The 26,228-nt window shown below is 33.2% G+C and carries 23 protein-coding genes; 21 read left to right on the top strand and 2 right to left on the bottom strand.

Annotation, left to right across the window (positions count from 1 at the left end):
• Window positions 1-40 precede the first annotated feature (40 nt).
• The 12 genes from ACVEGE_RS18785 to ACVEGE_RS18840 all read left to right on the top strand — a co-directional run bounded on the left by ACVEGE_RS18785 (window position 41) and on the right by ACVEGE_RS18840 (window position 13,511).
• On the top strand, window positions 41-1,234 hold the full coding sequence (locus ACVEGE_RS18785; protein ID WP_192500960.1) for an argininosuccinate synthase: 1,194 nt from the start codon (window positions 41-43) through the stop codon (window positions 1,232-1,234).
• 327 nt (window positions 1,235-1,561) lie between these two features.
• A complete protein-coding gene (argC, locus tag ACVEGE_RS18790) occupies window positions 1,562-2,539 on the top strand; it encodes an N-acetyl-gamma-glutamyl-phosphate reductase (RefSeq protein WP_192500961.1) in 978 nt (325 codons plus the stop codon).
• Between the two features lie 78 nt (window positions 2,540-2,617).
• Window positions 2,618-3,754, top strand: coding sequence for an aspartate aminotransferase family protein (locus ACVEGE_RS18795; protein ID WP_192500962.1), 1,137 nt, complete (start codon window positions 2,618-2,620; stop codon window positions 3,752-3,754).
• Window positions 3,755-4,033: 279 nt separating this feature from the next.
• Window positions 4,034-5,230, top strand: coding sequence for a glutamate-5-semialdehyde dehydrogenase (locus ACVEGE_RS18800; RefSeq protein WP_192500963.1), 1,197 nt, complete (start codon window positions 4,034-4,036; stop codon window positions 5,228-5,230).
• Between the two features lie 134 nt (window positions 5,231-5,364).
• The gene (gene proB / locus ACVEGE_RS18805; RefSeq protein ID WP_192500964.1) at window positions 5,365-6,126 is read left to right on the top strand and encodes a glutamate 5-kinase; all 762 of its coding nucleotides are present in this window, start codon (window positions 5,365-5,367) and stop codon (window positions 6,124-6,126) included.
• A gap of 68 nt (window positions 6,127-6,194) precedes the next feature.
• Window positions 6,195-6,578 (top strand): GxxExxY protein, encoded by a 384-nt coding sequence (locus tag ACVEGE_RS18810; RefSeq protein ID WP_192500965.1) that lies wholly within the window; start codon window positions 6,195-6,197, stop codon window positions 6,576-6,578.
• Window positions 6,579-6,690: 112 nt separating this feature from the next.
• Window positions 6,691-7,680: an N-acetylornithine carbamoyltransferase gene (locus tag ACVEGE_RS18815; protein WP_192500966.1), complete on the top strand. Its 990-nt coding sequence runs from the start codon at window positions 6,691-6,693 to the stop codon at window positions 7,678-7,680.
• The gene (gene argB, locus ACVEGE_RS18820) at window positions 7,680-8,504 is read left to right on the top strand and encodes an acetylglutamate kinase (protein WP_192500967.1); all 825 of its coding nucleotides are present in this window, start codon (window positions 7,680-7,682) and stop codon (window positions 8,502-8,504) included. Before ACVEGE_RS18815 ends, argB begins: the two co-directional genes overlap by 1 nt.
• 79 nt (window positions 8,505-8,583) lie before the next feature.
• Window positions 8,584-9,654 (top strand): M20 family metallo-hydrolase, encoded by a 1,071-nt coding sequence (locus ACVEGE_RS18825; RefSeq protein ID WP_192500968.1) that lies wholly within the window; start codon window positions 8,584-8,586, stop codon window positions 9,652-9,654.
• Window positions 9,655-9,966: 312 nt separating this feature from the next.
• Window positions 9,967-11,247: an argininosuccinate lyase gene (gene argH, locus ACVEGE_RS18830; protein WP_192500969.1), complete on the top strand. Its 1,281-nt coding sequence runs from the start codon at window positions 9,967-9,969 to the stop codon at window positions 11,245-11,247.
• A 117-nt stretch (window positions 11,248-11,364) separates the two neighbouring features.
• Complete coding sequence (locus tag ACVEGE_RS18835; RefSeq protein WP_173856105.1) at window positions 11,365-12,348, top strand: DUF2157 domain-containing protein; 984 nt, start codon at window positions 11,365-11,367, stop codon at window positions 12,346-12,348.
• Window positions 12,348-13,511 (top strand): hypothetical protein, encoded by a 1,164-nt coding sequence (locus ACVEGE_RS18840; protein WP_192500970.1) that lies wholly within the window; start codon window positions 12,348-12,350, stop codon window positions 13,509-13,511. Before ACVEGE_RS18835 ends, ACVEGE_RS18840 begins: the two co-directional genes overlap by 1 nt.
• Window positions 13,512-13,586: 75 nt before the next feature.
• Here the strand turns inward: ACVEGE_RS18840 and ytxJ are convergent, their stop codons facing one another.
• Window positions 13,587-13,976: a bacillithiol system redox-active protein YtxJ gene (gene ytxJ / locus ACVEGE_RS18845; RefSeq protein ID WP_192500971.1), complete on the bottom strand. Its 390-nt coding sequence runs from the start codon at window positions 13,974-13,976 to the stop codon at window positions 13,587-13,589.
• 196 nt (window positions 13,977-14,172) lie between these two features.
• Between ytxJ and clpB the strand changes: the two genes are divergently transcribed.
• The 8 genes from clpB (at window position 14,173) to ACVEGE_RS18885 (ending at window position 24,292) form a co-directional block, all read left to right on the top strand.
• On the top strand, window positions 14,173-16,782 hold the full coding sequence (gene clpB / locus ACVEGE_RS18850) for an ATP-dependent chaperone ClpB (RefSeq protein ID WP_192500972.1): 2,610 nt from the start codon (window positions 14,173-14,175) through the stop codon (window positions 16,780-16,782).
• 355 nt (window positions 16,783-17,137) lie between these two features.
• Entirely contained in the window at window positions 17,138-18,913 is a 1,776-nt protein-coding gene (locus ACVEGE_RS18855) for a DUF6119 family protein (protein ID WP_458008601.1), read from the top strand.
• Between the two features lie 184 nt (window positions 18,914-19,097).
• The gene (locus ACVEGE_RS18860) at window positions 19,098-20,312 is read left to right on the top strand and encodes a phospholipase D family protein (RefSeq protein ID WP_192502049.1); all 1,215 of its coding nucleotides are present in this window, start codon (window positions 19,098-19,100) and stop codon (window positions 20,310-20,312) included.
• 169 nt (window positions 20,313-20,481) lie between these two features.
• Complete coding sequence (locus ACVEGE_RS18865; RefSeq protein ID WP_192502048.1) at window positions 20,482-20,721, top strand: hypothetical protein; 240 nt, start codon at window positions 20,482-20,484, stop codon at window positions 20,719-20,721.
• A gap of 170 nt (window positions 20,722-20,891) precedes the next feature.
• On the top strand, window positions 20,892-21,485 hold the full coding sequence (locus ACVEGE_RS18870) for a hypothetical protein (protein ID WP_458008602.1): 594 nt from the start codon (window positions 20,892-20,894) through the stop codon (window positions 21,483-21,485).
• 168 nt (window positions 21,486-21,653) lie between these two features.
• Entirely contained in the window at window positions 21,654-22,976 is a 1,323-nt protein-coding gene (locus ACVEGE_RS18875; protein WP_192502006.1) for an APC family permease, read from the top strand.
• 176 nt (window positions 22,977-23,152) lie between these two features.
• Window positions 23,153-23,653, top strand: coding sequence for a Clp protease N-terminal domain-containing protein (locus ACVEGE_RS18880; protein ID WP_192502007.1), 501 nt, complete (start codon window positions 23,153-23,155; stop codon window positions 23,651-23,653).
• Between the two features lie 96 nt (window positions 23,654-23,749).
• Window positions 23,750-24,292: a hypothetical protein gene (locus tag ACVEGE_RS18885; RefSeq protein ID WP_458008603.1), complete on the top strand. Its 543-nt coding sequence runs from the start codon at window positions 23,750-23,752 to the stop codon at window positions 24,290-24,292.
• A gap of 177 nt (window positions 24,293-24,469) precedes the next feature.
• Here ACVEGE_RS18885 and ACVEGE_RS18890 read toward each other — a convergent pair whose 3' ends face one another.
• Window positions 24,470-24,751 (bottom strand): hypothetical protein, encoded by a 282-nt coding sequence (locus ACVEGE_RS18890; protein ID WP_192501851.1) that lies wholly within the window; start codon window positions 24,749-24,751, stop codon window positions 24,470-24,472.
• 465 nt (window positions 24,752-25,216) lie between these two features.
• On the opposite strand from ACVEGE_RS18890, the gene ACVEGE_RS18895 reads away from it, so the two are divergent.
• Window positions 25,217-26,146 (top strand): mechanosensitive ion channel family protein, encoded by a 930-nt coding sequence (locus ACVEGE_RS18895; protein ID WP_192501850.1) that lies wholly within the window; start codon window positions 25,217-25,219, stop codon window positions 26,144-26,146.
• Window positions 26,147-26,228: the final 82 nt, after the last annotated feature.

The raw sequence follows: 26,228 nt of genomic DNA on the forward strand, positions 1-26,228 counted from the left end.
TTCCTTCAGAAAGGTCGTTGGGAATAAAAATAAAATCAAAATGAAAAAAGTTGTATTAGCATATAGTGGCGGTTTAGACACATCCTACTGCCTTAAATATTTAAAAAACGAAAAAGGATACGAAGTTCACACTGTTTTAATCAATACCGGTGGATTTGATGACGAAGAATTAAAAGCAATCGAAGAAAGAGCCTACGAGCTAGGAAGCGCCAAACACGCTAATCTAACCATCGTGGACAAATACTACGACAAAGCCATTAAATATTTAATTTATGGGAATGTTTTAAAGAACAACACCTACCCATTATCAGTAAGTGCTGAGAGAGTTTTTCAAGCGATTGAAGCTATTAAATACGCCAAATCTATTGGTGCAGAGGCTATCGCACACGGTAGCACAGGCGCAGGAAATGACCAAATCCGTTTTGATTTAATTTTCCACACCATCGCTCCCGAAATCGAAATCATCACGCCTATTCGTGACTTGAAACTTTCTAGACAAGAAGAAGTCGATTATTTATCAAAAAACGGCGTGCATTACTCTTGGGAAAAAGCGCAATATTCAATCAATAAAGGACTTTGGGGAACAAGTGTTGGCGGTAAAGAAACGTTGACTTCGCACCAAGCATTACCGAGTGAGGCTTATCCTTCTCAATTAACAAAGGAAGGCGAAGAAAAAGTAACACTTGAATTCAAACAAGGAGAAATTGTTGCCGTAAATGGTAAAAAAGACAAACCCTCTAATAATATCGTTGCTTTAGAAAAATTAGCAAATGCGTACGCCATAGGTCGTGATACCCACGTAGGTGATACAATTATCGGGATCAAAGGAAGAGTTGGTTTTGAAGCCGCTGCTCCGTTAATTATCATCAAAGCGCATCATTTACTTGAGAAACACACGCTTGGTAAATGGCAACAATACTGGAAAGAGCAACTAGGTAACTGGTACGGAATGTTATTTCACGAAGGACAATTTCTTGATCCTGTAATGCGTAACATCGAGGCGTTTCTTGAAGATACTCAAAAAACAGTAAATGGAATCGTGACTGTTTCCTTGAAACCGTATCATTTTTCGCTTGACGGAATCAAATCGGATAATGACTTGATGACAAATAGTTTTGGACAATATGGCGAAATGAACAATGCCTGGACTTCGGATGATGCGAAAGGATTTATCAAAATTTTAGGTAACGCCCAAAACATTTATTCAGCAGTAAACAACGAAACTTACGAATAAGATAAAGTATATTTTTTGGAGCAGAAACATTTTGTTCCTCAAGAAATCCAGTCCCACTTTCCGTTACAATCTTTTCCTTTTTCAAAAAAAAGGAAAAGGATTTTCACTACAATCGGGGCTAATTAAGAACATTTTGATTTATCAAGATGTTTCTCAAAATAAGAAAGTTGAAGCTATAAAATTTAGACTTCGAAAAACTTTCTAACCATTAAGAAATTAAGTTTCATTAAGCTTAATTTGCCTTAATTCCTTAATGGTTAGAAAATAAAAATGTTTTAAAATTTAGATTGCGTTTTTGATAAACAAACAATCTTAAAAATAAAAATTATGATTAACATAGGAATAATAGGAGGATCAGGATACACAGCAGGAGAATTAATAAGAATCTTGATGTTTCACCCTAATGCAAAAATTGATTTTGTTTACAGCACCACAAATGCTGGAAAACCCTTATCTGTTGCGCATCAAGATCTAATGGGAGATATCGAAATGAATTTCACCGATACTGTGAACCCCAATGTTAATGTACTTTTTCTTTGTTTGGGACACGGCAAGTCGATTTCATTTTTAAAAGAAAATCAGTTTGCAAGTCACACAAAAATAATCGACTTAGGGAATGATTTCCGTCTTATCAACAACAAAGAGTTCGACGGAAAATCTTTTGTTTACGGATTACCGGAACTAAATAAAACCAGCATTAAAAACGCCAACTATATCGCCAATCCAGGTTGTTTTGCAACCGCCATCCAACTGGCATTATTGCCACTAGCTGCTGACGGATTGTTGAGCGAAGATGTGCACATTAACGCGACAACTGGAAGTACTGGGGCAGGTGTAAGTTTATCAGCTACTTCACATTTTAGTTGGAGAAACAACAATTTCTCGCATTACAAAGCTTTCGACCACCAACATTTGGGCGAAATAAACCAAAGCATCAATCAATTGCAAGCATCGTATGCCAACGAATTGATTTTTGTACCCAACAGGGGAGATTTCCCTAGAGGGATTTTTGCTACGCTGTACACAAAATCAGAGGAAAGTTTAGAAGAACTGCTTACAAAATACCAAGCGTTTTATAAAGACCAACCCTTTGTAACTGTTACCACTGAAAACATCAACATGAAGCAAGTAGTGCAAACCAACAAATGCATTATCAGTTTAATGAAAAAAGGAAACCGGGTTTTGATCACCTCAGTGATTGATAATTTACTAAAAGGCGCCTCTGGACAAGCCGTTCAAAACATGAACCTCATGTTTGGACTGGACGAAACCACAGGGTTGCATTTGAAACCATCAGGTTTCTAAAAAATTGTTTCAAGTTTAAAGTTTCATGTTTTACGCGAACTTGAAACTTTAAACCTTAAACTAAAAAAACAAAAAACCATGAACTTATTTGACGTTTACCCATTATACCCTATCACTCCTGTAAAAGCACTTGACTGCACCATTACAGACGACAAAGGAATCGAATATTTAGATTTATACTCTGGTCACGGAGTGATATCTATCGGACATACGCAACCGTATTACGTTGCTAAAGTTAAAGAGCAGTTGGACAAATTGAGTTTTTACTCGAATGCGATTCAGAATCCATTGCAAGTGGAACTAGCGGACAAACTAGGCAAACTTTCTGGCTATACCGATTACAGTTTGTTTTTATGTTCATCTGGTGCCGAAGCAAATGAAAATGCTTTAAAAATGGCCTCTTTTCATACTAACAAAGCAAGAGTAGTCTCTTTTGAAAACGCTTTTCACGGACGTACGTCTGCTGCTGTGGCGACAACGGATAATCCGAAAATTGTTGCACCTATCAATGCACAACAAGTAGTGACTTTCCTGCCATTGAACCAAATCGATTTGGTAGAAGCCGAATTGAAAAAAGGAGATGTGGCTTGCGTAATCATTGAGCCTATTCAAGGTGTAGGTGGTCTAGACCAAGGAACAACCGAATTCTTTCAAGCACTCGAAAAAATATGTAAAGCACATGATGTGGTTTTAATTATGGATGAGGTACAATCTGGTTTTGGAAGAAGCGGGAAGTTTTTTGCACACCAATTTCACGGCATTACACCAGATATTATTTGCATGGCAAAAGGTATGGGGAATGGTTTCCCGATTGGTGGTATTTTAATTGCTCCTCATTTCAAAGCAAGCTACGGATTGCTAGGAACTACTTTTGGTGGTAGTCATTTGGCTTGTGCTGCAAGTATCGCTGTTCTTGAAGTAATGGAAAAAGAAAACTTGATGGCAAACGCTACCAAAGTTGAAGCTTATTTCTTGGAAGCGATTAAAATAATACCCGAAATTATTAAAGTAAAAGGAAGAGGATTGATGCTTGGAGTCGAATTTGATTTTGACGTAAGCGCTTTGAGAAAGAAAATGATTATCGAAAAACACATTTTCACCGGTGGAGCAAACAATAAAAACTTATTGAGAATTCTACCTCCTTTGACGATTACTACTGATGCTATTGATACTTTTATAGTGGCTTTGCAGGAATCGTTGGCAGAGTTGAAGTAGTTTCTTAAGTTTTTGAGTTGCTGAGTTTGAGACATAAACTAAAATCTGCGTAAAAATAATTGCACGCAGATTTTAAAATATTTTAAATATTTACTGAAATACACCCCGGTCAAACAGGTGTAATTTAAAGAATATAATCAAAGATAGTGTGCGTGAGGGATAGCAGTGAAGCTCTTTTTTTATCAATTGCCACGGGTTTTAACCCGTGGTAATTGATAAAAAAAAGCGGGAACGAATAGCCCGACCCGATAGGGACACGCCCAAAAAAATATAAATAAAATGAGCAAAATACTTCCAATCGAAAAGAGAAATGCTGTTTTAAGTACAATGGCAGTACTTTTAGGGCAAGAAAGAGCGAACCTTAAAGCAGTAAACCAACAGGATCTAAGCAATTATTCTGGAGATGATTTGGCTATGGAAAAGCGTTTGCTTGTTGATGACGCGAAGATTGACGGAATGATTTTGTCATTACAGCAATTAACGAGTCAGGAAGATCCTGTGGGTAAAGTCCGTTTTGATTTTACACACGAAAACGGAATGAAAATCAGCAATAAAACAGCTGCTTTTGGAACAATTTTGATCATTTATGAATCGCGTCCAGACGTAACAGTAGAAGCAGGTGGAATTGCTTTTAAGTCGGGAAACAAGATTTTATTGAAAGGCGGAAAAGAGTCTTTGCTGTCTAATTTAAAGATTGTGAGTCTTTGGCATCAAGCGCTAAAAGATAATGATGTTGCTACTTCATGGGTGGAATATTTGAATTATGACCGCACCGAAACACAGGCTTTTTTAGAAAACCCAACACAAAAAGTGGACTTGATTGTACCTCGTGGTGGCGAACAATTAATCGCTTTCACAAAGAAGCACGCTACCTGTCCCGTTATTGTAAGTGGTCGCGGAAACAACTTTGTATACGTAAATAAGGAGGCCGATTTAGAAAAAGCAATAGCAATAATAATTAACGGAAAGACCTCAAATATATCCGTTTGCAACGCTTTGGATAAAGTATTAATTGATACCAACGTTCCAAACTGGGAGATTTTTGCAAAACAATTAGTGACAGAATTACAGCTGTTTAATGTAACCGTTTTAGGAGATGCAGCTGTTGCAAAAGCGACTGGAATAAAAGCAATAGAGTCCGATTTGATTTGGTACGAAGAGTTTTTAGATCATAAAATTGTAATTGGCGCGACCAATTCTGATCAAGAAGCGATTGACAAAATCAACAAATATTGTGGCGGACATTCGGCTTCTATAATTACAGAAAATAACGCAATCGCGCAGGAGTTTATGGATAACGTAGACACGGCAGCCGTTTATCAAAATGCCTCTACCCGATTTACCGATGGAGGACAATTTGGACTTGGTGGCGAACTCGCAATAAGCACAGATAAACTGCACCAACGTGGACCAATAGGATTGCAGCATTTGGTGACTAATAAATGGTATGTGTACGGAGAAGGACAGATAAGGTAGTTCAAAATAGGCTTTCGGCTATGAGCTGTGGGCTATTTAAAAAGGCGTTGTTAAAATCGATCCCTTTAAAAAATTAATTTATTTACAAAGCTAAAAGCCCATTGCTGATAGCTGTATGCCCAAAGCTCAAAATTATGGCTAAAAAAAGAATATTACTAAAAATAGGTACCAATACCTTAACCAGAGAAACCAATCATATTTCGAGAGGAAAGATTGAGGATATTGGAATGCAAATTGCAGCTTTGAACGAAGAATATGAGTTTATCATTGTAAGCTCAGGCGCTATTGCTGCTGCAAAACAATTTGTGAAATTGGAGAGCAAAGGCAAAGAAATAGTGGTTAAACAAGCGTTGGCTTCTATAGGACAACCACATTTAATGCGGATCTTCCATGAAAATTTTAGTGATTTAGGATTGCTGACTTCGCAGTGTCTACTCTCCTATTCCGACTTTGAAAAAGACCAGTCAAAAGTAAATATTGTCAATACGATTAATGTTTTAGTGGAGAATAATTACATTCCGATTATTAATGAAAATGATACTGTTGCAACGGATGAAATTCGGTTTGGTGACAACGATAAATTAGCGGCATTAGCGGCAGTTTTATTAAAAGTAGACATACTAATCATAGCTACTAATACAAATGGAATATACACAAAATCGTCTATTCATGACGCTGTACCGGAAACGATTACTTTAGTTACAGACCTACAACTTCTAGACAAAGAAGTAGGCGATGCTAAATCATCACAAGGAACCGGTGGCATGCAATCTAAGATAGAAGCTGCTGCAATTGCAAAAGCAGCTAATATTGAGACTTGGGTTGTGAATGGTTTAAATGATAATTTCATTTTGAATGCGATAAACAACAGCATTCCTTTTACCAAGATCGTGTAACGAAAAATGGTACGCAGATGACGCGGATTCGCTATGGCGAAAACGCTGATAAAAACAGATTTTAAAATATGGAATTACTACATGCAAACTTAACAGATGCTATCATTAAGACTTTTTACGAGGTTTATAATGAACTTGGATATGGTTTTTTGGAAAAAGTATATCAAAATGCCTTATTTTTAGAATTGAAAAATAAAGGATATCAAGTTGAAGCTCAAAAGAAAATCAAAGTTTACTACAAAGGAACTGAAGTTGGCGAATATTACGCTGATTTAATAGTAGAGAACCTAATTATTCTTGAATTAAAAGCAGTAGATTATATTGTTAAAGATTTTGAAAACCAAATTTTGAATTACTTAAGAAGCACAGATTGCGAAGTAGGTTTACTTCTCAATTTTGGCAAAAAACCAGAATTTAGAAGGAAAATATTTGAAAACAATAGAAAAAAATAAATCCGCCGCATGAGCAGCGTAAAAGAAAAATAGAAAACATTTAAAAAAATCCGCACTTATCCGTGTCTTCGCGATAGCGAATCCGTTTAATCAGTGTCTAATAAAACAGATTATGAATTACACTTCAATAAAAGATATCGACTCCCTCTCTAAATGGGTAAAGTCGGCAATTAAAATTAAGAGCAACCCGCTTAAAAACAAAAAATTAGGTAAAAACAAAACATTAGGAATGTTGTTTTTTAATCCAAGTTTGAGAACGCGTTTGAGCACACAAAAGGCAGCTTTGAACCTAGGGATGAACGTCATGGTGATGAATTTTACTAATGAAGGTTGGACACTAGAGTTTGAAGACGGTGCAGTAATGAACCAAGGCGCTTCGGAGCATATCAAAGAAGCTGCAGAAGTAGTGTCTCAATATTGTGATATCATTGCTGTAAGGGCTTTTGCTGGTCTAGTCGACAAGGAAAAAGACAATGCCGAAACGGTTATGGCTGGATTCTTAAAATACGCGACTGTGCCTATCGTGAATATGGAAGGCTGCACGGGTCACCCTCTGCAAGCCCTTGCTGACGCCATCACAATGGAAGAACATAAGACAGCATACAAACCAAAAGTCGTATTATCATGGGCGCCACATCCTAAAGCTTTACCGCAGGCAGTTGCTAATTCTTTTGTAGAAATGATGCAGTTGCAAGATGCCGATTTTGTAATTACACATCCAGAAGGCTACGAACTAAATCCTGAAATCACGAAGAATTCAATAATAGAATACGATCAAAATAAAGCATTCGAAAATGCCGATTTTATTTACACTAAAAACTGGAGTAATTACAACGACTACGGCAAAATCACCAACAGTGATCCAAGTTGGACGGTAACCGCAGAAAAGATGGCACTTACAAATAATGCTAAATTCATGCATTGTTTGCCTGTGCGTCGTAATGTTGTAGTAGCTGACGAAGTATTGGACAGCGAAAACTCAATTGTAATCGAACAAGCCAATAACAGAACCTATGCGGCACAATTGGTGCTTCAAAAAATACTAATCCCCCTAGCCCCCAAAGGGGGAATAAAAACAAAAAAGTCTAAAAAGAAAAAATAATGACTATACCGTTAGAAAACTCCAACATATCAATTTTGGGAGGGCTGCGTAAATTAGTAACCCTTGTGAAAATTGGTGGAAACATCATTGATGACGCCCAAGAACTCAAACAATTTTTAGTGGATTTCTCTAAAATTGAAGGCTATAAAGTACTGGTGCATGGTGGCGGAAAGTCAGCTACCAAAATGGCACAAAGTATTGGTCTGGTTCCGCAAATGATTGACGGTCGCCGTATTACTGATAACGCTATGCTGGAGGTTGTAGTCATGATTTATGCAGGACAAATCAATAAAAATATTGTGGCTCAACTGCAAGGGAATAATACAAATGCGATGGGATTTTCTGGAGCGGATGGAAATTTAATTCAGTCCGATAAAAGAAACCATCCTACAATCGATTACGGTTTTGTGGGTGATGTAAAGTCAGTCAACACTCCCCTACTATCAACGTTATTAGAGAGCGGTATCGTTCCCGTTTTTTGCGCGATTACCCACGATAAAAACGGACAATTATTAAACACAAATGCCGATACGATTGCTAGCGAATTATCGATAGCGTTATCCGAAGTATTTGATGTAACTTTGAATTATTGTTTTGAGAAACCAGGCGTATTATTTGATTCAGAAGATGATTCGTCTGTAATATTAAACATGAATGCCGACTTATACTCAAAATTAAAAGAAGAAAAAGCCATTCATTCCGGGATGATTCCAAAACTAGATAATTGCTTTAATAGCTTATCTAAAGGAGTTCAGAAAATACGAATTGGTCACCATAGCATGTTACAAAATAACGAAGCTATTTGCACAACAATCCAACTTTAAAAGTTAAACACAAATTACACAGATTTGCACAAATTAATCTGAGCTAATTTGAGTAATCTGTGTTAAAAAATTAGAATAAATGAAAAACAAAGAAACACTTACTCAAGAAGCGATTGCCTTATTAAAAAACCTGATTGAAACTCAGTCTTTTTCTAGTGAAGAAGAAAATACTGCAGTCTTAATCGAAAACTGGTTTGCGATAAACGAAATTCCGTTTGAGAGAGAAAATAACAATATTTGGGCCTACAATAAGACATTTGATAAAAGCAAACCAACACTTTTACTGAACTCACACCACGACACCGTGCGACCCAATCAGGCGTACACTAAAGACCCACTGAAAGCCATTGTAGAAGACGGAAAACTATACGGTTTAGGGAGTAATGATGCTGGTGGTTGCTTGGTTTCTCTATTGGCAACTTTCGTACATTTTTATGCCGCAGAAAATTTACCTTATAATATTGTAATCGTAGCTTCGGCTGAAGAAGAAAGCAGCGGTAAAAATGGCTTAAATAGTGTTTTAAAACATTTACCCGAGTTAGAGTGTGCCATCGTAGGTGAACCTACATTAATGCAATTGGCTATAGCCGAAAAAGGATTACTAGTTTTGGATGTAAAAATCAAAGGTACACCCAGTCATGCGGCACATCAAAATGAAGACAATACTTTGTACAAAACAATTCCCGTGATGGAATGGTTTAAGAATTATACATTCGACAAAGTATCTGATCAGTTAGGACCAGTAAAAATGACCGTTACGCAAATCAATGCGGGAAAACAGCATAATGTGGTTCCTTCAGAATGCGATATCGTTGTTGATATTCGCGTAAACGATTGCTATACCAATCACGAAGTTCTGGCAATTGTAAAAGAACACGTAAATGCCGAGGTTACGCCACGCTCTATGAATTTAAGTTCCTCGTCTATTCCCGAATCGCATGGATTAGTACAAGCCGGAATCGCTTTAGGACGCACCACTTATGGCTCTCCTACCCTTTCTGACCAATCGGTTTTGAGCTGTAAATCATTGAAATTAGGACCTGGAGATACGCTGCGGTCACACTCAGCAGATGAATTTATATATGTAAACGAAATCGAAGAAGGAATCGACTTGTACATCAAAATACTAGGCGATTTTTTAAAGCAATAGAATAATTAGGAGCAATTTCCCGCTATCCGCTTTATCTTTTCCTGCTTAAGAAAGCAAGAAAAGGATGCCGCTTCTATCAGGGCTAGAATTAAGTGCACTGATAAAACATTTGCGACTCTCTGGGCGACCTTCTAGAAGCTCTGCGAAACAAAAAATATAAACAAAGCGACAACATAAAAACTTGAAACTTTAAATAATAGAAAAAAAGCTTTGCGACTCTCTGGGCAACCTACGAGAATCTCTGCGAAATAAAAAACAATAGTTAAGCTTCAACCAAAACTTGAAACTTTAAACCTGAAACAAAAATAAAATATGAAACTTTGGGAAAAAGGAATACCTACTGATAAACAAATCGAACATTTCACTGTTGGAAACGACCGTGAATTGGATTTGGTTTTAGCAAAATACGATGCCTTGGGTTCTATCGCTCACGCTAAAATGCTAGGAAGCATTGGTTTATTAACCACTACCGAAACTGATTCATTAGTAGTTGCTCTAAACGAAATCATTGCTGATGTAGCCGCTGGAAATTTCGAAATCGAAGATTCATTTGAAGATGTACATTCGAAAATCGAATATTTATTGACGGTAAAACTAGGAGATGCGGGTAAAAAAATACATACCGCACGTTCTCGTAACGATCAAGTTTTAGTGGATGTCAATTTGTATTTGAAAGATGTTGTTATCGAAATGAAAACGCAAGTAAAATCACTTTTTGATTTGTTAATGGAATCTGCTGAGAAGTACCAAAACGTTTTATTACCTGGATATACGCACCTGCAAATCGCGATGCCGTCCTCGTTCGGAATGTGGTTTTCTGCCTATGCGGAGACTTTGATTGACGATATCACCATGTTGAACGCGGCTTTAAAAGTAGTCGATCAAAATCCGTTAGGTTCTGCTGCAGGATATGGTAGCTCCTTCCCTATTGATCGTACTTTTACGACAAAGGAATTAGGATTCGAAACTTTAAAATATAACTCTGTAGCCGCTCAAATGAGCCGTGGAAAATCAGAGAAAACACTGGCTTTTGCCATGAGTAGCGTGGCTGCAACTTTAGCGAAGTTTTCTATGGATGTGTGCTTATACATGAGTCAGAATTTTGATTTTATCGGTTTACCGGCGCATTTAACTACTGGCTCGAGTATTATGCCGCACAAGAAAAATCCCGATGTATTCGAATTAATTCGTGGAAAATGCAACAAAATTCAAGCCTTGCCTTATGAAATCACTTTAATTACTAATAACCTTCCTAGTGGTTACCATAGAGATTTGCAGCTATTAAAAGAAGGATTATTTCCAGCCATTCAAAACTTGCAAGCTTGTTTAGACATTGCTATTTTTTCAATCAAAGACATTAAAGTAAAAGACAATATCCTAGCCGATAAAAAATACAATTATTTGTTTACAGTAGACACTTTAAACGAAATGGTGGTTGCAGGAATGCCTTTTAGAGATGCCTATAAAGCCGTTGCCGAACAATTAGAAAATGGAACCTACGCATCTCCAAAAGAAACTAAACATACGCATGAAGGAAGTATAAACAACCTTTGTTTAGCAGAGATAAAAGAGAAAATGACAAAAGCTTTATAAACTACTAAAATCCATTCCAAACCGAATGGATTTTTTTTTTAAATTAAATGATCACAAACAATATAAACGAATATAATTTATACATATATTTGATCTTAGCTAACTAAAAAACCATTTATGAACCGATTTGAAGAACAAAATACACAGGAACTTTTTGACCAAAATTTTCTGACTGAATCCCAACTTACCCAAGTTAAAGCTTATCGAAACCTACGGATTTTTTCTCTGCATGGAGAGTTAAAACTATTTTTATATCTTTCAGTTTTGTCATTTACAACAGGAATTGGAGTATTAATTTATCAAAATATAGATACGATTGGTCATGTTGCCATTTTAGCTATTTTATTAGCAGTGACCGTTGTTTGCTACTTTTTCAGTTTCAAGAATGCAAATGGATTTCAAAAGGGTGAAACTAGTTTTGAAAATCCCATTTATGATTATATTATACTAGCGGCATTGCTACTCAGTTGTATTTTTATAGGCTATTTACAATTTCAATACACGGCTTTTGGTACACACTACGGTTTAGCAACTTTAATTCCTACCGCCATTGGTCTGTTTTGCGCTTATTACTTTGATAATAAAAGTATTTTATCCATCGCTATTACTGGTCTTGCTGCTTATATTGGTTTATCTGTTAGTCCACAATCCCTACTTGATAATAATTTTTATGATACAAACACTTTAAGCTACTCGGCTATTGGACTGGGAGTGGTACTTATTCTGTGGTCAATTTATTGCAACCAAATTGACTTAAAAAAACATTTTACACTAGTTTATCTTACTTTTGGACTGCATCTTATTAGTATATCTTGTCTAAACAATTTATTCCAACCCTATTGGTTTGTATTTGCTATAATTCTGGCAGCTACATTATTTTATTTTTATAAAGCAAGTTATCAATATCAAGCTGTTTCTCTTTTAATATTCACAGTTATATATGCCTATATTGATGCTAATATTTTTCTATTCAAAATCATTGAATTGATTCGTATCGAGGATTTTTTAATTCCCTTTTTCTTTATAGTACCATTTTACTTTATTGGTTCTATTATCCTTTTTATCAAGTTGATAAAGCAATTTAATAAACAAAAAATATAATGATAGTTTACGATAAAAAAATGTTGGATCATGCTAATTTGCTTGATGAGGCAAAGTCCTTACAAAAGGCAGGGTTCATAGTCAAAGAACAATACGAAACTATTGCTAAAAACTTAACTGTGCCTAAAACCCACAACAATCTACTTATTAGATTTCTTTTTTTTATATTGGGAGTATTTTTATATTCTTCAATATGTGGCTTTTTTTCTTTACTTGCTGTCGATTCAATTAATAGCAACTATGAATATCTTGTATTTTTCTTTGCTATTATTGGCTTTTCGGGTGCTGAAATTCTTAGTAGATCAACATATTATGGTCATGGATTAGATGATACTTTTATTTTAGGCTCCCAACTCACTTTGGCAATAGCCATAGGAATCACATCTGATTTTAACGAATTAATAATGGGAGCATTTATAACAGGAACTGCATTATTGAGCTACCTCCGTTACTTACATTTATCAATGGCGTTGCTGTTTTCTTTAGCATTAACCTACACCATCGTTTTGGGTATATTTGAATTGAATGAGTCAATACAAGCCTTCTTACCATTCATCATGATGGCTTTTGCTTTAGCTATATATTTTAGTAGCAAAACAGCACTACAAAAATTAGCTACTCCTTTTTATTACAATGGGCTTTTATTAGCCAAGAATTTCGCTTTAATCCTTTTTTACTTTTCAGGAAACTACCTAATAGTGCGCGAACTTTCTATCGATTTGCTAGGGCAAGATGTTGCACCTGGAAGCGATATTCCCTTTGCTTATCTATTTTATGCTTTTACCTTTATTGTGCCTGCAAGTTATTTATATTTTGGTTTGGTAAAAAAAGACCGAATCTTACTATGGATTGGTTTGTTAAGCTTGTGTTTCTCAGTGTTCACAATCCGATATTACTATTCCGTTTTACCCGTTGAGATTGCCTTAACCATTGGAGGAGCCGTACTATTTGCAACAACGCTTTTTACGATTCGAAAATTAAAAAATAAAGAAACCGGAATCACTTTCCAACCCGATCGTTTTACAAAGACAAATGCTTTTTTGAATGCTGAGATACTTATCACATCGCAAATGGGGGGATTAAAACCCGAAGTAACAACCCAATCCTCAATGGAATTTGGAGGTGGTGATTTTAGCGGTGGCGGTTCTGGCGGTAGTTTTTAAAATAATTAAAGCCACAAATTCACAAAAATAATAGGTGAATTCGTGGCTTTAATTTTATCCCTTTTTAGATAAAAACTATACTTTAGTCTTCAATGCTACAGCATCAATATCACTATGTGAAGTATTGTAAACTGCTTTTCCGTTTTTGATTAAAATCAATTGTGGTGACTGATGTTGTACCCCAAAACGACTAGCAATATTATTAGAAATATCACGAAAAGCAATCAAATCAAGAAAATAGGGCGTTACCTTTTCTGGAAAATCAAATTCATTTTCGAATTGTTTCAAAGCCATACGGCTGATACTGCAACGCGTACTGTGTTTAAAGATCGCAACTGGCTTCTCTTTTGACAAAGTAACAATCTCGTCTAATTGTGTAATATGATTCAATGGTTCCCAATCCATTTTTATATTGGATTCGTTTTGGTTTTCAGAACTACCAAAAATATTTTTAAAAAAACTCATAATTTGTCGGTATTTAAGTCAAAATGACTGCTTTATATGATATAAATCATTTTTAGTAAGCCATTTTGTCTGTAATTTTACTATGGAATATAAATTGAACATCCATTTACAAAGATAAAATAAATTAATAATATAACCCATTAAAGTATTTTACAAATTAACAAGCGCAGGCTTGTTGTTAAAAACCAAATAAATCATGAATATAAATAAATTTACTATTAAATCACAGGAGGCTATTCAGCACTCGCAACAACTCGCTCAAGAATATGGGCAACAACAAATAGAAAACGAGCATATTTTCAAGTCAATTTTTGAAGTTGATGAAAATGTAGCCCCTTTTATTCTGAAAAAATTAAATGTCAATGTGCCGTTGTTCATTCAAGTATTAGACAGCACAATTCAGAGCTTTCCTAAAGTTTCTGGAGGAGAAGTAATGCTTTCGAGAACAGCAAACAGTACCTTAAATGATGCCGAAACGATTGCTAAAAAAATGAACGATGAATTCGTTTCTATTGAACATTTAATGTTAGCCATTTTTGCCTCAAAAAGTAAGGTTTCACAAATATTAAAAGACCAAGGCGTAACCGAAAAAGGACTAAAAGCAGCGATTGACGAACTCCGAAAAGGGGAACGAGTAACCTCTGCATCAGCCGAAGAAACTTACAATTCGTTAAATAAATACGCTAAAAACCTAAACGAATTAGCCAAAGCTGGAAAACTAGATCCTGTAATTGGTCGTGATGAGGAAATCCGTCGTGTATTGCAAATATTAACGCGTCGTACAAAAAACAATCCCATGCTTGTGGGAGAACCAGGTGTAGGGAAAACGGCTATTGCTGAGGGATTAGCACACCGTATTGTTGATGGTGATGTGCCCGATAATTTGAAAGATAAAATTGTTTTCTCTCTAGATATGGGAGCGCTTATTGCAGGAGCCAAATTCAAAGGAGAGTTTGAAGAGCGCTTGAAAGCAGTAGTGAAAGAAGTAACCGCTGCCGAGGGAGATATTGTGCTTTTCATTGACGAGATTCACACGCTTGTAGGTGCAGGTGGTGGCGAAGGCGCGATGGATGCCGCTAATATCTTGAAACCTGCACTAGCTCGTGGAGAACTCCGTGCTATTGGAGCAACGACTTTGGACGAATACCAAAAATATTTCGAAAAAGACAAAGCCTTAGAACGTCGTTTCCAGAAAATCATCATCGAAGAACCAGATACCGAAAGTGCCATTTCTATTTTACGTGGAATCAAAGAAAAATACGAAACACACCATAAAGTCCAAATCAAAGATGAGGCAATTATCGCAGCTGTAGAATTATCTGAGCGTTATATTACCAACCGTTTTCTTCCGGACAAAGCGATTGATTTAATGGACGAAGCGGCATCAAAAATTCGAATGGAAATTAATTCCAAACCTGAAGAGTTGGATGTTTTGGATCGAAAAGTAATGCAACTCGAGATAGAAATTGAAGCCATCAAGCGCGAAAAAGACGAGAGCAAGCTTAAGGTTCTAGGGATGGAACTAGCAAACTTAAAAGAAGACCGTAATAAAATTTATGCTAAATGGAAATCAGAGAAAGATGTTGTTGATAATGTACAAGCCATAAAAACGGAGATTGAAGATTATAAATATGAAGCAGAACGTGCAGAGCGTGATGGCGATTACGGAAAAGTAGCCGAAATTCGTTACGGAAAAATCAAAGAAGCCCAAGAACGCTTAGACGTTTTACATAAACAATTGCTTGAAAATCAATCTGGCGGCAGTTCCTTAATTAAAGAAGAGGTTACTAAGGAAGATATTGCCGAAGTAGTAGCCAAATGGACTGGAATTCCGGTTATGAAAATGCTACAAGGCGAGCGTGAAAAACTATTGCATCTAGAGGAAGAGTTGCACCGCCGCGTGGTAGGTCAAGAAGAAGCTATCGAAGCTGTGAGTGATGCTGTGCGTCGTTCTCGTGCAGGATTGCAAGACATGCGTAAACCCGTGGGAACCTTCCTTTTTCTAGGAACAACTGGTGTGGGTAAAACCGAATTGGCCAAAGCCTTAGCCGAGTACCTTTTTGACGACGAAAACGCCATGACGCGTATTGATATGAGTGAATACCAGGAGCGCCACAGTGTGAGCCGTTTAGTAGGTGCGCCTCCAGGATACGTAGGCTATGACGAAGGCGGACAATTGACCGAAGCGGTGCGAAGAAAACCGTATTCAGTGATTTTGCTTGATGAGATCGAAAAAGCACATCCAGACACCTTCAATATCTTGTTGCAAGTACTAGACGAAGGGCGATTAACCGATAATAAAGGACGCCTAGCCGATTTCAAGAACACTATAATTATCATGACCTCCAATATGGGAAGTCAGATCATTCAGGATAAATTTGATAATATCAAAGGCACTGTAGAAGAAGTAACAGAGTCAGCAAAAGCTGATGTCCTTAACTTATTAAAACAAACCGTACGTCCAGAATTCATCAACCGTATTGACGAGATTGTGATGTTCACCCCATTAACAAGTGAGAATATTGCCAAAATTGTAGGACTCCAACTCAAATCAGTGACTAAAATGCTGGCGCTTCAAGGCATCACCATGGACGCAACACCGCAAGCAGTTGCTTATCTAGCCAAAAAAGGCTACGACCCACAGTTTGGAGCCAGACCCGTAAAACGTGTCGTACAAAGAGAAGTATTAAACAAGTTGTCTAAGGAAATTCTGTCTGGTGCCATCACCACAGACAGCATCATTTTGCTAGACGCTTTTGATGACGAATTAGTTTTCAGAAACCAATCTGAACTAGTAGCAGAATAATTTATTTGTTGTAGTAAGAAAACACCAGTCGAAAGGCTGGTGTTTTTTTATGTCTTTTTTTTTGGAGCAGAAGCAGCTATTTTCTAAAGACCTTCCCTCCTGCTCTCGGCTATATCTCTCCGTTGCACTACGAGGATACCGCCTCGATCAGGGCTATTTATAACGAGTTATTTTTATAATAACGTTTTTTAAATCAGTACTATAGTTAGGACGTTGTTTCAAAATAACAAACACCTTAAAAGAAAGAAAAAGTTTAATAAAAAAGAATAACATGTTGAAAAGAAGAGTATATTTGATGTTATATAAAAGTTACCAGCAATTATACCTCACGAAACCTGAAAACACATCGAAAAAAATGAATTTAAATCCTAAAATTTATAAAATTAACAAGAACAACAGACTGTTAAAGGATTTAAAGGATACTGTAGCGATTTGTAAATTCATTATCAATTGTGGTCAAAAAAATTCCGACATCAATTTCAAATTAAAAGATGAAGATTTTTCATACCAAAATGATTTAGAAAATAATCTAAAATATTTCTTGTACACATTTAACTCTAATGAAGTAGAATCCGATTGGAAAAATTATTTTCCTCAATATTTAATAAAGAATTCAAATTTTATTCAGCAGAAATTATCAATCATTTTTTTTATAGAATTTGAAGATTTTCTATATGTTATAATTGGAGGGAATTCATATAGAATAATAATTCCTTTTATCGATGAAAACTTTGGTATTGACATTTATTCAAGAATTCTTGACCCTGAAAATGATGAACTTATATCAATAAAGACAAGAAGTTTAACAGGGAAAAAAGCAGGTAATTATTCTTTTTACAAAGAAAATTTTAAACTAATTGACCATATTAAATTTGGAACAGTTCCTAATGAAATAAGCTTAAAACTATCGAATGTTAAAAATGATTATTTTGGTTTTCTAAAAAGAACCAAAAATGAGAAAACTCAAATTATAGTAGGTAATTCAATCAAGTTCAGAAAAAAAATAGAATTTGAACTATTAAAATCTTTAGTTAAGGAGATAAAATATATTGAAGAAATTGAAAAAAATAATTACTTAACAACCTATATAAAAATTGAAGATGATACTTTAGAAAATAAATTAAAAGAAAAACTAATAAGTGAAATTGTAAACGATATTCCTAATATAATTCAAAGAAAATTAAATCCTACAAATAAATTTCATTTTGAATTTTGTTCACCAAAGTTTATCGATAGATTCTATGAAGCTGATGTTTATCATTTATATGAGATTAAAGAAGAAAATAAATATTTTTTGTTTGCAAAGACAATAGACAAAAATGAAATTTATGAAAAAGTAATTAATCGAGCAATAGAAAAATTTGGTTCTAATTACACATTTAAGGAAATAGAATATTATTTATATGGCGTTAAGGTCAGGAGTTATAAAAATGACGACAAAAGGCTATTAACATCAGCTTCTTTTTTAATGCACTTAAACACAGAATTTATTTTTGAGCAACAACCATATTTTCTATTAGATAACAATTGGTACTTATTACAAGATAGTTTTGTACAAGATTTAAACAGTCAGTGCAAACGAATTCTAAAAAATTATACAATTCCAAATAATATTTTATTCAAAAATTGGGATAAAGCAGTTACTAGAAAGGAATCGCAATATAATTTATTGTATAATGATATTCCAAATTATTTGGTTTTCGATACTATAACCATTGATGGAATTGAATTGTGTGATATATTATTTTATGATGAAACTAATATATATCTAATTCACGTTAAATCTGGTTTTGATTCTTCTATGAGAGAATTATATAATCAAGTAATTCTCTCTGCAAGAAGACTTCAGGATTCAATTACATCTAAAGAAAAAAAATATCTGAAAATAAATTTTAAATCAATTGAAAAGAAAAATAATGTTAAAAACATTACACAATCTGAATTTATCAAACTGTTTTCAAAAAAAATAAATTATGTGATGGCATTCACAAGTGATAGTAAAAAAGAAGTAATAATTGAAAATAATCTTGACAAAATTAAATCAAGCATTGCTAAATTTTCAATTATACAATCTTCAAGTGAAATGCGAGGCGAATATTATGATTTGTTTTTTACTCAAATTAAAAGATAAAAATAACTGCTGGTAACAGCGGTTTGCAAAAATGGCGAAATATGTGGTAAATTCACGTTTATCTTTCGCAAGAAATTTTATCTTAGCCGAAAGATTACGGTTACGAAGTTCGCCACTTCTGCAAGCCGCGACACGTTATATGCAATCGCAAAAAAATCAGGAGAAATTACAAACTTAAAATGCTATGAATAAAATCATTACGAATACAGACAATAGCAATTTAAGAGAAAAATTAGTCTTATATGCCAAAAAATCTGACAGAATAGATATTGCAGTTGCCTTTTTTTCTGATAGCGGTTTATTAAAAGAATGGGAACAAAATGGTAAAAAAATAAACCTCATAGTTTCATTAAGACCAACAACTAATTATTACTCATTAAAAGATATACATTCTTCAATTAATATTGAGACAAACTTTTTAGGCAAAGAATTTCATTCGAAGTTTATAATTTTCTACAAAGAAAACATTGCTACTTGTGCAATTTTGGGTTCTTCAAATTTCACAAATAATGGACACAGTAAAAATATAGAAACAAATATCTTTATTGATGATTTAAATACTCTATTAGAACTTGAAAAGCACTACAAAGAATTATATCAAGAATCAAATTTGCTACAACCTTCAGACCTTGAAGCTTACAAAACCATTTACTTAAATTTTTTAGTTAATAAGAAAGAAGCCGAAAAAGAAATAAATACTTTTATTAATAAAACATTAAAAAATAGAACTAAAAGAAAGCAAAAAATAAAAATTAGTAAAGACGCAAAACGATATTTTGACTATTGGAAAATTGTAGATGAAGTCAAAGATATGGTCAAAGATATTTCTGAAAAAGAATATCCAAATATTCCATACTACTTTACATTAGACCATTTTTGGCATTATGTAAAAGCTGAATGGAATAAGAAAACGGGGGAAACTTTAAATCTAAATAATCAACGTGTTGAAATTCCAAAACTTTTTAAGGAATACATAAAATGGCATAAAAAAAACAATGGAAGAAGTTTTCCAAAATGGATGATGGATCAATCAAAGAAAGTTTTTCAAGTTTATTTATCACCGAAAAATATTGACCAGTTAACAAAATCTCAAGCAAAAGAAATTTTCCAAAGTTTGCATTCAAGTAGTATGCCAATACAAAGGTTTTCGGCTGACGAAGGATTTATTAATGAAAATAGTATTGGAAAAATTAGAATGTCATTAAAATATTTACTTTACTCAAATGATGAAATGGATTTAAGAATACATAATTTAACAATAAATCCTAAATATAAACTCAAAAGATTGGGTCCATCAGGCGTTCAAGAAATAAATGGCTGGACTAAACCAACTATATATCCTATTCGAAATGACAAAGCAAATAAGGCAATTGAAATATTAGGATACAAATTGGAATAAAAGCGACAGCACATAACAGCCGTTACCTACAAGCAATAAAAAAATAACGTAAACAAAACATAATCAGATTTTTAAAAAAGTAAAACTAAAAATAGAAAAACAGAAACTTGAAAAATTTAGCGCATAAAAACAGAACTTTGAAAATATTAACTTGAAAATAAAATGAACAATGCAAAAAAAACAAAATGAAATCATAACTAAAAAAGAAGGTTACAAAGCAATGTTGTATGTATTGAAAACATATTGGGAAAATAGCGGTTCTAATGATTTAACAGACATTCTAAGTGGCGGAGAATATTGGATTGGAACTGAAAAACCAGCAGATTCTGCATTTTGGAAATATTGGATTGAGGCAATTGAGAAGGTGAAAAAAGATGGACCGATGTTTAAAATTATTACAAGAAACTAAATATTGAGCCAGCGGTCAACAACGGTTTGAAAAAATTGCGAAATATGTGCACAATGCACGTTTATCTTTCGCAAGAAATTTTATCTTAGCCGAAAACAATCGGTTACGAAATTCGCCACTTCTGCAAGCCGCAACACGTTAACTGATACTTTACGAAAAATAGTAGTAAAATGAACATTCAAGTAGAAAAAACAGTAAATAGAATCCTAAGAAATGTAAATAAAAACAAAACTGAAAAATTTATACATTTTGAAAATGAAATTCTAATTATAAATTACGGCGAAAATGAAATTTGGGGAACTTTATTCTATTTTATCTTTCTAATTTTATGTCCAATTGTACTTGTAATTTATCAAATATTAAAAGATAAAGATTTATTAGTAACTGGACTTTTAATTTTATCAATTTTAATTTTGAGCCAAACCTTGTATAAAATTATTAAAGGTGGAACTAGATTTACAATAGATTTTAATGCCGAATTGATAACCGCTGAAAATAAACACAAATTATTTAAGCTAATTTTAAAAAATAAAAATTTAAAATTTATTGAAGTCTTTAAAATAGAACTGAAAAATAAATCAATTGCTCACAAACACGGAAGGTCAAGTAAATGGCAACAATTAGTTGTGGAAAACGAAATTGGAAATATTGTTCTTTTTACAGATTTTGAAAGTAAATATCCAAACGATCATTTAGCATATGACGTAAAAAACATAATAGAAACAATAAGAAAAGAATACAAAAAAAATAAAAGCATCAGTTAACAGCGGTTTTGCGAGATTGCGAAATATGTGTTAAATTCACATTTATCTTTCGCAAGAACTTTTATCTTAGTAGAAAGGGCTTAGTTACAATCCCGATAGCTATTGGGATGTCACTTCTTGAAGCCAAGGGTAGTTAACACCCTGCTAGAAAAATATCAAAATAGAAAAATGACGCAACATAGAAAAAGAAACAAAAATTTAGGATTAGCAGAATTGATTGCCATTGCTTTGGGTGGAATGGTAGGTGGAGGAATTTTTACCATTCTTGGTATTTCCGTATCAATGATAGGGAATTTAACACCAATTGCAATTGTGATTGGTGGTTTAATTGCTGCTTTGGCTGCATATTCATATGTTAAATTAGGTTTATACTATCGAGATGAAGGAGCAACTTATTCCTTTTTTAAAAAAACCTATCCAAAATCACATTTTTCGGCATCTGCAATTGGTTGGTTTATTATTTTTGGATACATCAGCACATTGGCACTATATGCTTACACATTTTCATCCTACGCAATTAGTAGTACCGATTTTGCAAATAATATTTGGATAAGAAAAGGAATTGCTATTGGTGTAATTGGTCTTTTTACATTGATAAACATCTGGAGCGTTAATGGAATGGGGAAAATCGAAGATTTGATGGTTTATACTAAATTAGTAGTTCTAACTATTATTTCAGTTGTATTAATGCAACATGGAACAACTGATTTTGGAACATTTATAGAAAATATGGCATTAGATGCCGAAAATTCAAGTGTTTTTTCAATTTTAATAGTTGCCTCATTAACGTTTGTTTCTTATGAAGGCTTTCAATTGATTATCAATGCAGTAAATGAAATGACTAATCCCGAAAAGAATATTCCAAGAGCTATTTATTCGGCAATTAGTTTAGCAATTCTAATATATGTTGTGATTTCATTAGGTGCTTTGTTTGCTATACCAACAGAAGAAATTATAAAAAACAAGGAATATGCACTTGCCGCGGGAGCAGGAAATTTGCTTGGAAAAACGGGAACAAACCTTGTCATTTTAGGTGCAATATTAGCGACAAGTAGTGCCATAAGCGGAACCGTTTTTGGCGCATCAAGACAAATGTCAGTAATTGCAAATGATGGTTATTTTCCAAATTGGTTAGCAATTAGGAGGAATAATAGTCCACAAAATGCAATTATAGGAATGGCAGTTATGGCAAGTATTTTAATCCTAATTGGCGGACTTGAATTGATACTTGAATTTGGAAGTATCACTTTTCTTTTAGTTTCATTATTGATGGCTATAGCAAACTTTAAAATTAGAGATAAAACAGCATCGTCTACATTTCTTACAGGATTATCTATTGTTGGATTAGGAATTGGCGGAATACTTATCTTATACTATGAATTTACCACCAAATGGGAACAGATGATAGCCATTATAATACTTTATATAATACTGGCAATTGGTGCATGGATATATTCAAAAAAGAAAGAAACGAAAGAAAAAAGGACGTAACAAAATTTATAAATTAATGGATAATAGGTGATTAATTCAAATTTGGTGTTTTTTAATTAAGTTCGAATAAATCGAAAGTGAATTGCTTTTAAAATCCGAACACTTAATTAACAGAGCTTTTAGATATATTTTACCAATAAATAGCATTAGAAACAAAAACTATTTTAAAATTGTAAATGGAATTTAATAAAGAAATTGAAATTATTTTTAAAGATTGCAGAAGTTTGGCAATAGAACTAGCTTCTGACCATTTATTATCGTATCATTTTATTTTAGCTTTGTTAAAAATGGATAACTATCCAAATGTAATTTTCACAAACAAGAAATGGGAGTTTATAGCGTTGCAAAAATCTATGGTGGAAATTGAAAAAAAATATTGTGAAAATTATTTTCTAACTAAAGAATTTGAAAAAGCATTAAAAAACTCAAAATATTATGCCTGGATTTACAATCAGAATGAGATAAAATCAGAACATATAATTTTTGCATTATTATCTGATAAGAAAAGTTACGCGTGTAAATATTTAAATTCAGTTGGAATGAATTATTTTAATTTTAAAACTGAATATGAAAAAACAGCAGAATTTGAACCAAATATTTTTTTAGAAATCATTGTAAATAATGCATTTTTGAAAAGAATTAAGACACCAAATTTAGTTTATAATGTACTAAAATAATGTGGAGTAACTGCTCCATTTAACCCAAAATTAATGGAGTGTTATAAACAGTAATTGGAACCATAAAAAGCAATACAATTCTTGAAATAATTAATAATGAAAAAAATAATATTAGAAAGAAACTTAGATTTTAATCAGTTTAAAAATGTTTTTATTTTGAATTTTATTTGCTTTTTTATTTTACTAATGCTTATAAAATCTGATGCAAATCCCTCAATAATAAATTTGTTGATTTTTACACTATTCCTTCTAGTTGGCTTATTACTATTACGAAAAGGATTAGTAATTGAAAAAAACGAACAAATAAGAACAGCTTACTTCTTATTTGGAATGCTATTAAAAACGAATATTATTGAAACCAAAAAGATGAATATCGTTTCGGTATTAACTTTTAGGAAAAGATCAAATTATAAATATCCAAAACGGTGGAATTCTTTCAATCGTTGGGAACCAAATTTAGAATATAGCGCTACTTCATATCAATTATATTTACTAAATGAAAATCATAGTGTCAAAAGAAAATTAATTAGCTTTATGAAAGAGGAAAATTCTATAAAAGCATTAAATTTTTTATTGCAGAATACAGGGATGAAAGTAGCAGTTTATAATCCAAATAACAGTAAAAAGACGAGTTATTAACTGCATTTACACATTAAAGATGTTTCTTACTTTGAAAAAAACTATAAAATGCGATTCAAAATTTGCAATAAAAAACGGATTGAAATTTAAAATTCCAATCCGTTTTTTTATCGTTATTTGAGTAAACGATGTCTATTTTATAAAAATCAATTCAGCAGTACGTGTTAAAACCTACTATTAGGATATCTTTAAAATTCTATTGATTGGGATTCCTACTCCTTTTTTTAACACGACACTTTCATCAGTAACTGCCCAAACGGTAGTTTCAACCATTTTTTTTGAAAAATCATCTTCAAAGTAAATTTGGATTTTTGAATGTTCTAGATTTCCTAGAGACATTGCGCGTTCTAATTCGGTTCTTCTTTGATTGATAGCATTATCGTCTTGTAATACTTCAGTATGTGGGAATTTTAAAGTTTCTATATTTTCTTTCTCAATAGATTCAAAATTTATAGTCATAATCTTTTAATTTATTTTAATAAATAGTTTCAGTGATTTGGTACACTAACTGTTCTTAAATACAGATAGTCTAACAAATATAATTACATTTCTGTTGCTCTATCCTCGCATTATTATTATTTTAACATACCGTGATATTAGGAATCAATTGTTGGATTATGAACTCTCAATCAAGCTATTTATGGCAATGCAGATATTAACGACATTGATGTATTTCTTGCAACAGCTACATTATTATGATTACTTAATACGCTACAATTATTAAGCTTATACTAATTTTATAGAAGATTTTTTGATAATTAAATAAATGAAAACTATTGCCTAGATTATTGTAATGAAATTTTATTTTTTTATTGTATTTTAGTTTTGAAGAACCTTTTAACCTTTAAATATGCTAATATCAGTAACTCTACAACATTTTAATTCCTGCTTTTAAACATTGCTACTTTTTAAAATTCATCAACTATGAAAAGGTATTACAAACTAATTTTAAGCCTATTATTACTATTTATATTTGTTGTGATTGAGCCAATAGTACGTTGGTTTGCAAACTATACAAATATTGATTTTTCTTTTTTAATTCGGCATAAAACTAATTTATTAATTGTTGGTTTTTCATGGCTCATAATTATTTTATTACGCCGCATTAAATTTAATATTCTAAAGAGATACGATATCACGAAGGAAGATAATTTAGTATCTAGAAAATTACACACACAGATTAATATCCTTGAAAAAGTAGTGATTTTTATAATTGTACTTATTGCTACAGGTTTAATTTTACTTTCATTTGATGGTATCCGACAAATTGGAATTGGGATATTTGCTTCGGCGGGAGTTGCTGGAATTATAATAGGTCTATCGGCTCAAAAAGTTGTAGGTGCACTGTTAGCGGGGATTCAAATTGCGATTACACAACCTTTTCGTATTGATGATGCCGTTCTTGTAGAAAATGAATGGGGCTGGATTGAGGAAATAAATTTGACTTATGTTGTGATTCGTATTTGGGATAAGAGACGACTAGTACTACCCTCAACTTATTTTTTAGAGAAACCATTTCAAAACTGGACACGCAACAGCGCTGACATCATTGGGACTATTTTTTTATATACCGATTATATGATTCCGTTTGATGAATTAAGAAAAGAGTTGACCAGGCTGTTAAATACTACGGAATTATGGGATAAAAAAGTAGATGTGCTCCAAGTAACCGACTCAAAGGAAACTACTATTGAGATAAGAATTCTTGTTAGTGCTAAAAATTCGCCAACAGCATGGGATTTAAGAGTGTATATTAGGGAGAAAATGATTGAGTTCATCCAAAAAAATTATCCCGAAAGTTTACCAAAAACACGAATTACCTTAAATCAAGAAATAAACACTAAAATGTTATAATAAATATAAGGACTTAAAAATGTTGCTCGAAAGCTTTACTTATAAATTAAACAAATAGCTGTTCGCCATTTTACACTCCGCC

Source organism: Flavobacterium sp. PL002 (assembly GCF_054165825.1).

Bases quoted from the DNA above. Each gene is read 5' to 3' on its own strand.
- ACVEGE_RS18785 (WP_192500960.1), top strand. From the start codon at position 41: ATGAAAAAAGTTGTATTAGCATATAGTGGCGGTTTAGACACATCCTAC.
- argC (WP_192500961.1), top strand. From the start codon at position 1,562: ATGATTAACATAGGAATAATAGGAGGATCAGGATACACAGCAGGAGAA.
- ACVEGE_RS18795 (WP_192500962.1), top strand. From the start codon at position 2,618: ATGAACTTATTTGACGTTTACCCATTATACCCTATCACTCCTGTAAAA.
- ACVEGE_RS18800 (WP_192500963.1), top strand. From the start codon at position 4,034: ATGAGCAAAATACTTCCAATCGAAAAGAGAAATGCTGTTTTAAGTACA.
- proB (WP_192500964.1), top strand. From the start codon at position 5,365: ATGGCTAAAAAAAGAATATTACTAAAAATAGGTACCAATACCTTAACC.
- ACVEGE_RS18810 (WP_192500965.1), top strand. From the start codon at position 6,195: ATGGAATTACTACATGCAAACTTAACAGATGCTATCATTAAGACTTTT.
- ACVEGE_RS18815 (WP_192500966.1), top strand. From the start codon at position 6,691: ATGAATTACACTTCAATAAAAGATATCGACTCCCTCTCTAAATGGGTA.
- argB (WP_192500967.1), top strand. From the start codon at position 7,680: ATGACTATACCGTTAGAAAACTCCAACATATCAATTTTGGGAGGGCTG.
- ACVEGE_RS18825 (WP_192500968.1), top strand. From the start codon at position 8,584: ATGAAAAACAAAGAAACACTTACTCAAGAAGCGATTGCCTTATTAAAA.
- argH (WP_192500969.1), top strand. From the start codon at position 9,967: ATGAAACTTTGGGAAAAAGGAATACCTACTGATAAACAAATCGAACAT.
- ACVEGE_RS18835 (WP_173856105.1), top strand. From the start codon at position 11,365: ATGAACCGATTTGAAGAACAAAATACACAGGAACTTTTTGACCAAAAT.
- ACVEGE_RS18840 (WP_192500970.1), top strand. From the start codon at position 12,348: ATGATAGTTTACGATAAAAAAATGTTGGATCATGCTAATTTGCTTGAT.
- ytxJ (WP_192500971.1), bottom strand. From the start codon at position 13,976: ATGAGTTTTTTTAAAAATATTTTTGGTAGTTCTGAAAACCAAAACGAA.
- clpB (WP_192500972.1), top strand. From the start codon at position 14,173: ATGAATATAAATAAATTTACTATTAAATCACAGGAGGCTATTCAGCAC.
- ACVEGE_RS18855 (WP_458008601.1), top strand. From the start codon at position 17,138: ATGAATTTAAATCCTAAAATTTATAAAATTAACAAGAACAACAGACTG.
- ACVEGE_RS18860 (WP_192502049.1), top strand. From the start codon at position 19,098: ATGAATAAAATCATTACGAATACAGACAATAGCAATTTAAGAGAAAAA.
- ACVEGE_RS18865 (WP_192502048.1), top strand. From the start codon at position 20,482: ATGCAAAAAAAACAAAATGAAATCATAACTAAAAAAGAAGGTTACAAA.
- ACVEGE_RS18870 (WP_458008602.1), top strand. From the start codon at position 20,892: ATGAACATTCAAGTAGAAAAAACAGTAAATAGAATCCTAAGAAATGTA.
- ACVEGE_RS18875 (WP_192502006.1), top strand. From the start codon at position 21,654: ATGACGCAACATAGAAAAAGAAACAAAAATTTAGGATTAGCAGAATTG.
- ACVEGE_RS18880 (WP_192502007.1), top strand. From the start codon at position 23,153: ATGGAATTTAATAAAGAAATTGAAATTATTTTTAAAGATTGCAGAAGT.
- ACVEGE_RS18885 (WP_458008603.1), top strand. From the start codon at position 23,750: ATGAAAAAAATAATATTAGAAAGAAACTTAGATTTTAATCAGTTTAAA.
- ACVEGE_RS18890 (WP_192501851.1), bottom strand. From the start codon at position 24,751: ATGACTATAAATTTTGAATCTATTGAGAAAGAAAATATAGAAACTTTA.
- ACVEGE_RS18895 (WP_192501850.1), top strand. From the start codon at position 25,217: ATGAAAAGGTATTACAAACTAATTTTAAGCCTATTATTACTATTTATA.